Here is a 13,684-nt window from a genome sequence, read left to right as displayed (position 1 = left end):
ATCACGCTTCGACCTCGCTGATCTGATAGGTGGATTTCGCAAGCCACTCCGGATGGATCTCCACGCCCCAGCCCGGCGCATCTGTAACGGTCACATGGCCGTCGGTGACCTCATAGGGATCGGATGCGAACAGGCCGTATTGCCAGGGATAGTAGTCCCCTTCCTCGATGGAGAATTCCAGATACTTGCCCGGGTTCGGTATGGCGCGCAGCAGGTGCATGGTGAACAGCGTCACCAGCGACAGGTTGGCCGAATGCGGCGTGCAGGGAATGCCGGCCTCATGGGCCATCTGCGCCACTTTCATCGTGCGCAGCATGCCGCCGAGATAACACACGTCCGGCTGGATGATATCGACCACGTGGCCATCGATCATCCGTTTCCAGTCGACCAGGGAACAGTCCTGTTCGCCGCCGGTTACGTCGATGTCGAGGGCATCGGTCACCTGCTTGGTCTGGTCGTAATGCCAATAGGGGCACGGCTCCTCGTAATGGGAAATGCCGTTGTCTTCCAGGAACCGTCCGACCTCGATCGCCTTGGCCGGCGAATAGCAGGAGTTGGCATCGACCATGAGCTGGGTCTCGTCTGAAAACGCCTTGCGCATGCCCGGAACGATGGCTTCGGTCCGGCCCGGCCACTCGTCCTGATCGTGGCCGCATTCGGCACCGATTCGGAACTTGAAGGCCGTGAAACCGAATTGATCCTGCTGCCTTTTCAGCCGGCTAACCTCGTCTTCCGGCGTGATGTCCCGCTTCATGGACGATCCATAGGCCCGCACCCTGCCCGGCGTACCGCCGAGCAGTTCGCACACCGGCTTGCCTTCCAGCTTGCCGCGCAGGTCATAGAGCGCGGTATCCAGCCCGCCCATGGCCCGGCGCAGATAGGATCCGGGGAACTTGTGTTCCTTCTCCGGAATGCTTTCCATCAGGGAGGCGATGTCGAAGGCGTCCTGTCCGAGCGCATAGGGCGCGACCTGCCGATGGATCACCTGCGCCGTGATATCGGCGTAGTAAGGCGCTACCTGTCCCCACCCTTGAGCGCCCGTGTCCGAGGTCACGCGGACGAAGCAGACGAACGGGTCGGTGAAGGTTTCTATCGAACGAATTTTCATGGTCGGTCCACGTTTCTGGCACGCAAATTCCAGCGGCTCGGCAACTCGGGCTTGCAAAGCTAGCCAGAATTGGCCCTGTTAGTAGATCCGTTTTGGGGAAACTGTCATACCAATTTGCGAGCCTGCCATGAAACGACATGCCGGTGCCGTTCTCTCGTCGATCCGGATCGACGACGCCTCCGACCGGCGGAAATCGGTCCAGCTCTATATGGGGCTCAGGGAACTCCTGCTGTCCGGCGGCCTCAGCCCCGGCGACCGAATGCCTGCCACACGGACTCTGGCGCAGGAACTCGGCGTGTCGCGAACGACAGTGATCGACGCCATCGACCGTCTCGTCTCCGAGGGCCTTCTGGAGCCCCGCGTCGGTGCGGGCACCTATGTCAGCCCGGCCCTGGCGGCCCAGCAGAAACTGGCCGCAGCCCCGAGCGGTTCGAAGGGACAGATTGCCGAACCGCGCCTCTCCCACGCGGCGATCCACGCGGTGCCGGAGTTTTCCCCGCGCAGCCGCCTGCCGCACAAGTCTGCGCCCTTCATCACCGCGCTGCCGGCGCTCGACGCCTTTCCCATGGCCCAGTGGGCCAAGCTGTCCGCCCGCCATTGGCGCAAGGACCGGGACCATGTCACAGGCTACGGCGAAGCCTTCGGCTACGGCCGTTTGCGAACAGCCATCGCCCAGCAGCTCAATGCATCGCGCGGCATCAAGTGCGCCCCGGACCAGATCTTCATCGTTAACGGCGCCCAGCATGCCTTCTCGCTGATCAGTTCCATGCTGGTAAACCCGGGCGAAGCGGTCTGGTTCGAAAATCCCGGCGCGATCGGTGCCCGCAACGCCTTTATCGCCGCCGGCGCCAAGCTTGTCCCGGTTCCCGTCGACGAGCAGGGGATCTGCGTTCATGACGGCCTGGAAAAGGCCCCCTATTTCCGCCTGGCCTTCGTCACCCCCTCGCATCAGCAGCCGCTCGGTCATGTGATGAGCCTGAGCCGCCGGCTGGCACTGCTGCAGGCGGCCAAGGACGCGGAAGCCATGATCGTCGAGGACGATTATGACGGCGAATTCTATTACGGCGACCAGCCGCCGCCGACATTGAAGAGCATCGACACCCAGGAACGCGTCATCTATGTCGGCACGTTTTCCAAATCGCTGTTCCCGTCCCTGCGGCTCGGCTTCATCCTGTCTCCGGCCGGTCTGGTCGACAGCTTCAAGCGTGTCTACAGCGCCTGGCAGAGCGGTGTTCCGACGGCGACCCAGGCGATCGTCGCCGACTTCATGGATGAAGGCATGTTCGCCACCCACATCCGGACCATGCGCCAGATCTACAAGGAGCGCCACGACACCCTGCTCGACGCCGCCCGCCAACTGGAAGGCCGGATCGATGTGCAGCCGACCCGCAGCGGTTTTCATGCGGTCGGCTTTCTGAAGAACGGCCTGTCGGAGCGAGACGTGGTGCGCAAATCCGGCGAGGCCGGGGTCGTCACCGCCAGCCTCGGCCGCTACGCCATGACGCCGATCGCGCAAAAGGGGGTTGTCCTCGGCTTCGGCAGCACGCCGCCCGACGACATCCGCAAGGGGATCGAAACCCTTCGCAGGGTCCTCTCCTGATCGTGAACAGCCGGCCCCGGAATTGGTCTGAAAAAATATCTGCAATGGATATATTTCACAGTCCAATTGCCACCTAAGCTTTTCTCATTGCCGTAAATATTGATGAGATGAAATTATCGGTGTCGATTGCATTGGAGGGAGAAAGCAATGTCGATCAAGACGACCGTAGCCGGGCTTCTGGCTGCAACCATACTGGCGGGAGCAGGTTCCGCACACGCTGAAACCCTGCGGCTTCTGACCTGGGGGTCATATGCGCCGGAAGAACTGATCCAGAAATTCGAAGCCGAGTATCCGGATATCGATGTCGAGGTGACCTTTTCCAACAACGAGGAAATGATCGCCAAGCTTCGGGCCACCGGCGGTGCCGGCTTCGACCTTGCCCAGCCGAGCCACGACCGCATCTACGCGGCCCAGCTGGAATACGACATCTACAAGCCGCTCGATCTGTCCAAGATCGACACCAGTGTCATGCAGCCCAAGCTGCTTGAAGGCGTGAAAGCCAACACGACGATCGACGGCGAAGTCTACGCCGTGCCGCACCAGTGGGGCACGTCCGGCCTGATGGCCGACAAGTCCGCGGCCCCCGATGTCAAGGGCTGGGGCGACCTGTGCGATCCGAAGTACAAGGGCAAGACCTCGATGCGCCTGAAGCGCACGATCCTGCTCGGCACGGCATTCGCCATGGGCGACGACCCGTTCGCGGCCTATGCGGATCTCGACAAGTATCAGACCATCCTCGACAAGGTCGCGGACAAGCTGATCGCCTGCAAGGACAACATCAAGGCCTATTGGAACAGCGGCGACGACCTGTCCGCCATGATGTTGTCGGGGGAAATCGTGGCTTCTGAGACCTGGGACTCCACCGCCTACAAGCTCTATGCCCAGAACAGCAACATCGTCTTCGTTCCGCCGGCAACCGGCGCGCTTGCCTGGATCGATACCTTCGCTCTTCCCCGCAAGGGCAAGGCCGATGACGCCGCCTACAAGTGGATCAACTTCGTGCTGCGTCCGGAAAACGTGAAGATCATGTCCGCCAGCACCGGCTCGATGGCCTCCGTCAAGGGCGCCAAGGATCTGCTGCCTGACGACAAGAAGGCTGCCGTGAACGCCGCCTTCACCGATGCGGATATCGACAACCTGAAATTCTTCGCCAACATTCCTCCCGGTGTGGAGGACATGGAAGGCCGTACCCTTGAGAAGATCAAGGCGGCGACCGGCGGATAAGACCGGGGTCCGGTAACGATCCGGATGACCTCCAAAAATGGGGGATGCCGCCCGCAGGTGGCATCCCCCGGTCCGCCTAAAGGGTACGGACTTCTAAAATTCTGATTTCAGGCCAGCGAGACCCCATGACGAATACCCCGACGTACGATCTTGAGTGCATTGATATCACCAAATCCTTCGGGCCCATTCGCGCCGTCAAAGGCGTCTCCTTCAATATTCCAAGCGGTTCCTTTTTTTCCATTCTCGGCCCGTCCGGCTGCGGCAAGACCACGTTGATGCGCATGATCGCGGGCTTCGAGGAGCCGGGAAGCGGTGACATCCGGATCAAGGGCCGATCGGTGCTCGGCACCCCGCCCAACAAGCGCAACGTCAAGATGGTGTTCCAGCACCTCGCGCTGTTTCCGATGATGAACGTCTTTGAGAACATCGCCTACGGATTGCGCTGCAACGGCGTGAAGAACGCCGAGATCAAGGCCAAGGTGCAGGACGTCCTGGAACGGATCGCCCTGCCCGATGTGGGGGAGCGCGAAATCCATCAGCTTTCCGGCGGCCAGAAGCAGCGCATCGCCATCGCGCGCTGCATGGTGCTCGATCCGGACGTGCTCCTGCTCGACGAACCGCTCGGCGCGCTTGACCTGAAATTGCGCGAAGCCATGAAGATCGAGCTCAAGCAGCTTCAGCACCAGTTCAACACGACCTTCATCTACATCACCCACGATCAGTCGGAAGCCCTCGTCATGTCCGACCATGTGGCGATCATGAACCAGGGCCGTTTCGAGCAGATCGGCACACCCCAGGAACTTTACCATCACCCCGAGACCGCCTTCGTCGCCGGCTTCGTCGGCGACAGCAACCGCTGGTCCGGCAAGGTCAAGGCAAGCGACGGCAGCGGCGGAACGGTCGAGACCGATCAGGGTCTCCAGATGACCTTCACCGCCGCAGGTGGCAAGAAAATTCCAGAAGGCACAGCCGTCAACGTCTTCATTCGCCCGGAATTCATCCATACCGTCCGCCGGTCCGCGGCCGACAGCGTTCCCGGTGACGCCGACAACCGCATGGACGGCACCGTCGACAGTCTGCTGTTCAACGGCGCCAACAGCCGGGTTCTCGTCCGCAGTTCCAGGGGCGAACTGATCGAGGCCGATGTCACCCTGACCGGCCACGACGATCTGAAACCGGGCGAAGAGGTCTGCCTGTTCTGGTCGTCCCGGCAGGCCATGTGCTTTGCAGCCGAAGGATCGGCCTGATGCAGCAGAAAGATTTCAGGCGTCTTGCGCTGATCCTGCTGTTCGCCCCGTTCGCGCTCTGGATCATTCTGCTGATCGTCCTGCCCCATATCGGAATCATCGCGCTGTCCCTTCGCGAGAAGGTCGCGCCCAGGGTCTATGAATTCGGCTTCGGCAACTACATGGACTTTCTGAACGAGCCGATCTACTGGAACACCCTGCTGCGCACCGGTTCCATGTCGCTGCTGGTGACCGCACTGGCGCTGCTGATCGGCTTTCCGATCGCCTATTACATCGCCAAGCTCGCCGGCAACCGCACCCGCGGCGCCCTGTTCCTGCTCTGCCTGATCCCGCTTTGGGTGAGCGACCTGATCCGCGCCTACGGCTGGATCCTGCTCTTGCGGGAAACCGGCGTCATCTCGTCGTTTCTTCAATGGGCCGGCCTCGTCGATCAGCCGATCGAGTTCCTCTACAACGATGTCACCGTCATCATCGGCCTTGTTTACACGGTCATCCTGTTCATGATCGTGCCGCTGGTCTCCACCCTCGACGGCATGGACAATTCCATGATCGAGGCCGGCTACAATCTCGGCGGCAACGGCTTTACAGTCCTGCGCCGGATCATCATTCCCTATGCCATGCCCGGCATCGTCTCCGGCTGCATCGTGGTCTTCATGCTGACCGCCGGTTCCTACCTCACGCCCATCCTGCTCGGCGGCAAGAATTCCAGCTGGTTCACCGAACAGATCTACAACCAGTTCATCACCCGCTTCAACTGGGAGGCAGGCGCGGCCTTCGGCATGCTGCTGCTTCTGTTCACGTCGGTCGTCATCTGGCTCGGTCTGAAGCTGAGCGGCCAGACGCTCGCCAACACCGTTGCGAAGAGCTGAGGAGGACGGCTGATGCTTGCACAGAACAAGGCCACACCGTTCCTCTGGGGATACCGGCTTTATATCGCGGCGTTTTTCGTCTTCCTCGCCGCCCCGCTCGTCGCGGCCAGCGTGTTTGCCTTCAACGACAGCCTGTTCCCCGCCCTCCCCTGGCAGGGCTTCACCCTGGACTGGTTCTTCAACGACAGCGAACCGAAGCTCGGTATGTTCCATGACCGGCGGCTCTTGCGCGGGATCTATTATTCCTTCGTGATCGCCGCCCTGGTCGCCACGCTCGCCGTGACGGTCGGAACGACAAATGCCTTCCTGTTCGTGCGCGGACAGTTCCCCGCCAAGAACTTCTTCTACATCGTGATGATCGTGCCGCTCGTGATCCCGGGCGTCATTCTGGGTATTTCGATCCTGGTGCTGGCCAGCAACACGGCCAACTTCATGGAAAACCGTTATGACATGGAGTTGGAGCTGCTACGGCCCGGCATCTTCCTGGTGGTCATGGGGCAGTTTTCCTTCATCACCACGATTACCTCGCTGGTCATCACCGCACGCCTGAAGAAATTCGATGAAAGCATGGAGGAGGCCGCCCTCAACCTCGGCGCCTCCCGCGCCCGGGTGCTCTGGACCATCACCTTGCCGTATCTGCGGCCTGCGATGATCGCGGCCGGCATCGTCGCCTTTCTCGTCTCGTTTGAGAACTTCAACACCACCCTGTTCCTGGTGGGATCGGAATCGCCGCTGACGATCACCATGTACGACCGCGTCGCCAAGGTCGGCTCCACCCCCGTCCTGAACGCGGTGTCCTTCGTCCTGATCATCGGCTCGGGACTGCTGGCCCTCGTTTCCATTCTCGTTCAGCGCGACAAGACTGTCCGGTAGGCACCAAATGCGTGAGTTCGATTTCGTCGTTGTCGGTGCCGGCTCGGCCGGCTCGGTTCTGGCCGATCGCCTGTCGCAAAGCGGCAAATTCAGCGTCTGCCTGCTGGAGGCGGGCGGGACGGACAAGAACCTGTGGATCTGGATGCCGATCGGCTACGGCAAGGCCTTCTACAATCCTAAGATCAACTGGATGTACCGCACCGAACCGGATCCGGAACTGAACGGGCGGGAAGGCTACTGGCCGAGAGGCAAGGTGCTGGGCGGATCGAGCTCGATCAACGCCATGGTCTTTATCCGCGGCCAGCACGACGACTTCAACGACTGGGAGGCGCTTGGAAATCCCGGCTGGGGCTGGAACGACGTCCTGCCCGTCTTCAAGCGTTTGGAGACCAACGAGGCCGGCGCCGACGACTATCGCGGCGATAGCGGCCCGGTTTACGTCTCTCGCCAGCGCCGCGACGTGCATCCGCTCTGCGACGCCTTCATCGAGGCAAGCGAACAGGCCGGCTTCCGGCGCAATGCCGACTTCAACGGCGCGGATCAGGAAGGCGTCGGCCTCTACCAGATCACCGCGAAGGACGGCTTCCGGATGTCGACGGCCCGCGCCTATCTGTCGAAGGCGAAACGGCGCGCCAACGTCACCATCATCACCCACGCCCATGCGACCCGGGTTCTGCTGGAGGGAACCCGCGCGACCGGCGTCGCCTATCGCCGGGGCGGACGGGAAGAGACGGTCACCGCGCGGCGCGAGGTCATCCTGAGCGCCGGTGCGGTCACCTCGCCCCGGCTTCTGATGCTCTCAGGGATCGGACGGCCGGAAAATCTCAAGGCGAAGGGTATCGATGTCGCCGTTGCCCGCAACGGCGTCGGCTGGAACCTGCAGGATCATCTCGGCCTAGACTATCTCTACCGGTCCAGGGTGCCGACCCTGAACAACCTGCTTTACCCCTGGTGGGGCAAGCTTCTTCAGGGCATGCGCTATGTGCTCACCCGGCGCGGTCCCCTGTCGCTCAGCGTCAATCAGGCCGGTGGCTTCGTGAAGTCCAACCCGGACTGCAAGCGGCCGAACATGCAGCTTTATTTCTCGCCCGTGAGCTACACCAAGGCGCCGAAAGGCAAGCGGCCGCTGATGAACCCGGATCCCTTCGCGGGTTTCCTGCTCGGTTTCCAGCCGACGAGGCCATCCAGCCGCGGGCGCATCACGCTCCGCTCCGCCGACCCGATGGATCTGCCGGAAATCCATCCGAACTCGCTGAGCACGGAACAGGACGTCACCGAAATGGTGGAAGGCTGCAAGCTGATGCGCAGGATCGCAGCCGCGCCCGCCATGCAGTCCGTCGTCGAAAGCGAAATCGCACCCGGCCTGCAGGTTCAAACCGACGAGGATATGGTGGCGGATATCCGCGAGCGCTGTTCCACCGTCTTCCATCCGGTTAGCACCTGCCGGATGGGTCCGGACCCGGAGGTCGACGTCGTCGATGCCCGGCTGCGGGTCTACGGGGTGGACAATCTCCGGGTGGTTGATGCCTCCATCTTTCCAACGGTAACGTCCGGCAACACCAACGCCCCGACGATCATGGTCGGCGAAAAGGGTGCCGATCTCATCCTGGAAGATCACCAGGTTTCTTAGGAACAAAGCCGATGCAGGCCGCAGACCTTTTCTCGCAAGATTTCAAGGCCGAACCCTATTGGTGGCAGACCGGCCGCGCGACGGACTTCCGATCGGCCGACCTTCCGGCCGAGGCGGATGTCGTCGTCATTGGCGCGGGATACACCGGCCTCAACGCAGCCCTGCAGACCGCCCGCGAAGGCCTGTCGACCCTGATCCTCGACGCCGAAGAAGCCGGATGGGGCTGCAGCACCCGCAACGGCGGCCAGGTTTCTACCAGCATCAAGCCGGGCTACGCCACCCTCGAGCGCCGCTATGGAGCCGAGATCGCCGTCGGGATCCTGGAAGAAGGCCAGGCCTCGCTGGATTATATGCACCGGCTTGTGCGCGACGAGGCGCTCGACTGCGACTTCCGTCCTGTCGGACGCTTTCACGGCGCCCACAAACCACACCTTTACGACAAGCTCGTCAGGGAATGCGCGGCCGGTCACAAGGTCTGGAAGAACGACGCCTTCATGGTCCCCAGGTCGGAGATGTCGAGCGAACTCGGCACCGAGGCCTATCACGGCGGCATGGTCTTTCCCCATCACTGCAGCATCGATGTCGGCAAGTACCACCCGGCCCTGCTCACCCGTGTCCTGGAGGCCGGAGCGAAGGTGAAAAGCCATTGCCCGGTGATCTCCCTGGAACGGCAAGGCAGCGGATTCTCGGTCAGCACGGCCGCAGGCAAAGTGAAAGCCGGCAAGGTCATCCTCGCCACCAACGGCTATACCGGCCCTGTTTCGCCCCATCATCAGCGTCGGATCATTCCGATCGGGTCCTATGTGATCGCCACGGAGGAAATTCCCCAGGACCTTGTCGACCGGCTTTTCCCGACCGACCGAATGCTCTCCGACACGCGCAAGCTGGTCTACTACTACCGCCTGTCGCCGGACCGGAAGCGGGTGCTCTTCGGCGGCCGCGTTTCGCTAAGCGAGACCGATCCAAGGAAGAGCGCCGTCAAACTGCACAGCGACATGGTCGCCCTGTTTCCGGAGCTGCGCGACATCCAGATCAGCCACTCCTGGATGGGCTTCGTCGGCTACACCTTCGACACGCTTGCCCATTGCGGCGAGGACAAGGGCCTCTATCACGCCATGGGCTATTGCGGCTCGGGAGTCGGCATGGCGAGTTACCTGGGCATGCGCATGGGGGCTAAGGCCGCAGGAACGGAAACCGCGCCGTCGGCACTGGAGCGCATCTCCTTCCCGACCCGGCCGCTTTATTCCGGCAATCCCTGGTTCCTCGCCCCTTCGGTCCTGGTCTATCGCTTCCGCGACCGCTTCGGCATTTGATCCTGGGCCGGACCGGTCTGCGTCGCTTGAGGGCAGACCCGGTCAGTCAGCGATATGAACGTCGACGCCCCACTCCCGGCACCGGGCTTCGAGACGGCTTGGCAACGGCTGGTCGGTGAAGAACGCATCCACGTCGGCCAGCGAAGCAATCCGCGCCGGCGCACTGCGCTTCAGTTTGGAATGGTCGGCGACGAGAAAGGTCTTGCGCGAGCGGGCGATGATGGTCTGGCTGACGCCCACTTCCTGAATGTCGAAATCGAGAAGATCGCCATCCTCATCCAGCGCCGAGCAACCGATCACAGCCAGGTCGAACTTGAACTGCTCGATCGTGCTGATGGTCAGGTTGCCGATCAGGCCGCCGTCGAACCGGCGTAGCACGCCGCCCGCCACGATGATCTCGCAATCCTTGTTCGCGACCAGAATGTTCGCAATGTTCATGTTGTTGGTGATGACCATCAGGCTGCGGTGGCGCAGCAGTTCGCGGGCGACCGCCTCCGTCGAGGTACCGATATTGAGAAACACCGAAGCGCCTTCGGGAATTTCGCGAGCGCAGGCCCGGGCGATGGCCGCCTTGCCCGCATCGTTCAGGTTCCGTCGTTCCTCGTAGCCGATATTGGAAACGCTCGACGGCAACACGGCCCCGCCATGGACCCGTTCCAACCGGCCGGTATCCGCCAGTTCGGAAAGGTCCCTGCGGATCGTCTGCACCGTAACGCCCAGGCGGTCCGCCAGTCCCTCGACCGTCACCTTTCCTTCGGCACGCGCGATTTCGAGTATTTCTGGCAGCCTGAACGCCTGAGACATGCGATGTTCCCTTTTTCGCGAAGACTATGCGAATTTTTTCCATTCAAGGCAAGAATTGATCTTTTCCGAGTGATTTTCGGCAAACCGAACCCGACAATCGCGTCGAGAGCAGCCATTGGCATCAAACCAAACCGCTCAGAACCCGGCACAACCGCAGAAATTCTCTTTTTTCGAATTGACGCAACAAGAACCGCGCGTTTTTCACCCATAAAGAAAGAAAACGAAAAATATCGAATAAATTCGATTGACTCCACGCAACCCCCTGTGGTTCGATCCACCCGTTAACTTTCGGGTGGGAGGCCCATGTGGCGCAGTCAAAAGGCAAAAGCCAGACCTGCGATCTGTTCATTATCGGCGGCGGTATCAACGGGTGCGGAATCGCCCGCGATGCGGCCGGACGGGGACTGTCCGTCGTTCTGGCGGAAATGAACGACCTCGCCTCCGCCACGTCTTCCGCTTCGACCAAGCTCTTTCACGGTGGCCTGCGCTATCTCGAATATTTCGAAATCCGCCTGGTGCGCGAAGCGCTGATCGAGCGGGAAACCCTGCTCCGCGCCATGCCGCATATCAGCTGGCCCATGCGCTTCGTCCTTCCGATTTACAAGGACATGCGTTTCGAAGGCTCAACGCCGACCTCGCGCATCCTCAACATCGTCATGCCCTGGATGAAGGGTCGACGCCCGGCCTGGCTGATCCGCCTCGGATTGTTCCTCTATGACAATCTCGGCGGCCGGAAGCTCCTTCCCGGTACGACCTCGCTCAGCCTGAAAGGCACCACGGAGGGCGCGCCGCTTCAGGACCGTTTCGAGCGCGCCTACGAATACTCCGACTGCTGGATCGAAGATTCCCGGCTCGTCGTCCTCAATGCCCGCGACGCGGTTGCCCGCGGCGCGAAGGTTCTGGTCCGGACCAAGGTTCTCAAGGCACAGCGCGTCGAAGGCGGCTGGGAGATCGAACTCGAGGATACCGAGACAGGCAAGCGCAGCCAGATGCACGCGAAGATGCTGGTGAATGCCGGCGGGCCGTGGGTCGGTGACATCATCCACGACACCATTCATGTCGACAGCCGCGAAGGCGTTCGCCTGGTCCGCGGCTCGCACATCGTCACCCGGCGTCTCTACGACCATGACAAGTGCTACTTCTTCCAGGGCACAGACGGGCGGATCATTTTCGCCATTCCCTACGAAACCGACTTCACCCTGATCGGGACGACCGATTCCGAACACCCCGATCCATCGGTCAAACCGGTGTGCACGCCCGAGGAACGGCAGTATCTGGTCGACTTCGCCAACCAGTACTTCAAACGCAACATCTCCGTCGACGACATCGTCTGGACCTATTCCGGTGTCCGGCCGCTTTACGACGACGGCGCCTCGTCCGCCACGGCCGCGACCCGCGACTACACGCTGAAGATCGACGATGCCGGCGGCGCGCCGCTCCTGAACGTCTTCGGCGGCAAGATCACCACCTACCGCCGGCTGGCGGAAAGCGCCCTTGAGAAAATCCTGCGCTACTTCCCCGACCGGAAGGGCGCCTGGACGGCAGGCGTGCCCCTGCCCGGCGGCGATTTCCCAGTCGGCGATGTCGGCGCGCTGATCGCCCGCCTCAAGACCGACTATCCGTTCCTGAACGACTTCTGGTCGCGGCGTCTGGTCAAGGCCTACGGCACCGAGACCTGGCAGGTGCTCGGGCCGGCGAAGACGAAAGCGGACATGGGACAGGACTTCGGCGCGACGCTGTCGGCGCGCGAAGTCGAATGGCTGATGGATAAGGAATTCGCTCGCACGGCGGAGGATGTTGTGTGGAGACGCAGCAAACTCGGTTTGCGCATGTCCGAAAACGAGATCGCCACGCTGGAAGCGTGGATGAAGAACGAGACCGCGCAGCGGAGCAGAGCGGCGGCGGAATAGTCTGGGAGGACGACAATGACTTTGAGACTGGAGGGGGTGTCGAAGGTGGTGGGTCGCCAGACCCACATCCACCCCACCGACCTCGAATTGAAAAACGGCACGATGAACGTCCTGCTCGGCCCGACGCTTTCGGGAAAGACGACGCTCATGCGCCTCATGGCCGGTCTCGACGTGCCGCATACCGGACGCGTCTTCTGGAACGATGAAGACGTCACCGGCGTCCGCGTCCAGAAGCGCAATGTCGCCATGGTCTATCAGCAATTCATCAATTACCCATCGATCACGGTCTACGAGAACATCGCCAGCCCTCTCCGTCTCGCGGGAAAATCGAAAGCGGACATAGACGCCGCGGTCCGCAAGACGGCCGACCTGATGAAGCTGACGCCGATGCTGGAGCGCAAGCCGCTGGAACTGTCCGGCGGCCAGCAGCAGCGCTGCGCCCTTGCCCGCGCGCTGGTCAAGAACGCGGGCCTTGTTCTCCTGGACGAACCGCTTGCCAACCTGGACTACAAGCTGCGCGAAGAGCTGCGCGTCGAGATCCCGAAGATCTTCGAGGAAGCCGGTTCGATCTTCGTCTATGCCACGACCGAACCGGAAGAGGCCCTGCTGCTCGGCGGCCATACGGCCACACTCTGGGAAGGCCGGATCACCCAGTTCGGCCCGACGCCGGACGTCTACCGCCGTCCCGTCGATGCCACCACGGCGCGGGTCTTTTCCGACCCGCCGATGAACTTCCTGCAGATCTCCAAGACCGGCCGCAAACTGATGTTCGGCGACGGTCAGTCTGCGCCTGCCACAGGCAAGCTCGCAGAGTTGGCCGACGGCCGCTACACCGCCGGCTTCCGTCCGAATCATCTGGAGATTTTCCAGCACACGCCGGACGCCATGGAGTTCACGACCCGTCTTGCGGTGACCGAATTGACCGGATCGGAAACCTTCGTCCATCTGGACCATCACGGCGAACGCTGGGTGGGCCTCCTGCTGGGCGTCCACGACCTGCCCCTGGGCGAACCGCTCAAGGTCTGGCTGAACCCGGCCCATGTCTACATTTTCGGCGAAGACGGCCATCTGGTCGCGCCCGCAGCTTACGCCCTGGCGGCCTGAGG

The 13,684-nt window shown here is 61.9% G+C and carries 11 protein-coding genes; 9 read left to right on the top strand and 2 right to left on the bottom strand.

Translation table 11 applies throughout. From position 1 onward, the window contains the following. Position 1 precedes the first annotated feature (1 nt). The gene (locus ACN0SO_RS19210) at positions 2-1,108 is read right to left on the bottom strand and encodes a mandelate racemase/muconate lactonizing enzyme family protein (protein ID WP_417680341.1); all 1,107 of its coding nucleotides are present in this window, start codon (positions 1,106-1,108) and stop codon (positions 2-4) included. 127 nt (positions 1,109-1,235) lie between these two features. On the opposite strand from ACN0SO_RS19210, the gene ACN0SO_RS19205 reads away from it, so the two are divergent. From ACN0SO_RS19205 to ACN0SO_RS19175, 7 genes are all read left to right on the top strand, one after another. Continuing rightward, entirely contained in the window at positions 1,236-2,708 is a 1,473-nt protein-coding gene (locus tag ACN0SO_RS19205; RefSeq protein ID WP_417680340.1) for a PLP-dependent aminotransferase family protein, read from the top strand. A 147-nt stretch (positions 2,709-2,855) separates the two neighbouring features. Next, entirely contained in the window at positions 2,856-3,932 is a 1,077-nt protein-coding gene (locus ACN0SO_RS19200) for an extracellular solute-binding protein (RefSeq protein ID WP_417680339.1), read from the top strand. A gap of 125 nt (positions 3,933-4,057) precedes the next feature. After that, positions 4,058-5,179, top strand: a complete 1,122-nt coding sequence (locus ACN0SO_RS19195) for an ABC transporter ATP-binding protein (protein WP_417680338.1) — start codon at positions 4,058-4,060, stop codon at positions 5,177-5,179. Beyond that, positions 5,179-6,048, top strand: a complete 870-nt coding sequence (locus tag ACN0SO_RS19190) for an ABC transporter permease (protein ID WP_417680337.1) — start codon at positions 5,179-5,181, stop codon at positions 6,046-6,048. The genes ACN0SO_RS19195 and ACN0SO_RS19190 overlap by 1 nt, the downstream gene beginning before the upstream one ends. 12 nt (positions 6,049-6,060) lie before the next feature. Beyond that, entirely contained in the window at positions 6,061-6,921 is an 861-nt protein-coding gene (locus ACN0SO_RS19185; RefSeq protein ID WP_417680336.1) for an ABC transporter permease, read from the top strand. A 7-nt stretch (positions 6,922-6,928) separates the two neighbouring features. Further along, complete coding sequence (locus tag ACN0SO_RS19180; protein ID WP_417680335.1) at positions 6,929-8,551, top strand: GMC family oxidoreductase; 1,623 nt, start codon at positions 6,929-6,931, stop codon at positions 8,549-8,551. Between the two features lie 11 nt (positions 8,552-8,562). Beyond that, the gene (locus tag ACN0SO_RS19175) at positions 8,563-9,864 is read left to right on the top strand and encodes an NAD(P)/FAD-dependent oxidoreductase (RefSeq protein WP_417680334.1); all 1,302 of its coding nucleotides are present in this window, start codon (positions 8,563-8,565) and stop codon (positions 9,862-9,864) included. A 42-nt stretch (positions 9,865-9,906) separates the two neighbouring features. Here ACN0SO_RS19175 and ACN0SO_RS19170 read toward each other — a convergent pair whose 3' ends face one another. After that, positions 9,907-10,668, bottom strand: a complete 762-nt coding sequence (locus tag ACN0SO_RS19170) for a DeoR/GlpR family DNA-binding transcription regulator (RefSeq protein ID WP_417680333.1) — start codon at positions 10,666-10,668, stop codon at positions 9,907-9,909. A gap of 305 nt (positions 10,669-10,973) precedes the next feature. On the opposite strand from ACN0SO_RS19170, the gene glpD reads away from it, so the two are divergent. After that, on the top strand, positions 10,974-12,578 hold the full coding sequence (gene glpD, locus ACN0SO_RS19165) for a glycerol-3-phosphate dehydrogenase (protein WP_417680332.1): 1,605 nt from the start codon (positions 10,974-10,976) through the stop codon (positions 12,576-12,578). 15 nt (positions 12,579-12,593) lie between these two features. After that, a complete protein-coding gene (locus ACN0SO_RS19160) occupies positions 12,594-13,682 on the top strand; it encodes an ABC transporter ATP-binding protein (protein ID WP_417680331.1) in 1,089 nt (362 codons plus the stop codon). The last annotated feature ends 2 nt before the right edge of the window (positions 13,683-13,684 follow it).

It is taken from the genome of Roseibium sp., assembly GCF_048260565.1.
Classification (GTDB): Bacteria; Pseudomonadota; Alphaproteobacteria; order Rhizobiales; family Stappiaceae; genus Roseibium.
The sequence above is the reverse complement of the archived record's forward strand: the minus strand, read 5'-3'. Positions and strand labels throughout refer to the sequence as shown.